This window comes from Pyramidobacter sp. C12-8 (assembly GCF_002007215.1).
Lineage (GTDB): Bacteria > Synergistota > Synergistia > Synergistales > Dethiosulfovibrionaceae > Pyramidobacter.
Map to the genome: position 1 here is coordinate 1 of NZ_MUHX01000108.1, position 255 is coordinate 255.

The window sequence follows — 255 nt, forward strand, 5'->3', positions numbered from 1 at the left end:
TGACCGATCATGTGTTTCCATTGATACGGCGTCGCAGATATGATCAGGATATTGCGGAGAGCCTGCGGAGTGACATAACCCGCCGTGTCGTGACCGATACCGCAGTCTGTCAGATATGCGTAGGTATTCATATCATCCCGGCAGCTCTCCAAATACGAATTCCGAACATCCTCAGGGGCGGTCAGTATCTCGTAGGGGATCGCAAAGTCGGCGTTACCGTCATAATTGCTGTATTGCAAGGACGCGCTCATAAAC

The 255-nt window shown here is 51.4% G+C and carries 1 protein-coding gene; it reads right to left on the reverse strand.

Translation table 11 applies throughout. The features are described from left to right. The coding region (locus B0D78_RS12255) for an FAD-dependent thymidylate synthase (RefSeq protein ID WP_143521880.1) at positions 1-255 on the reverse strand (255 nt) is incomplete at both ends.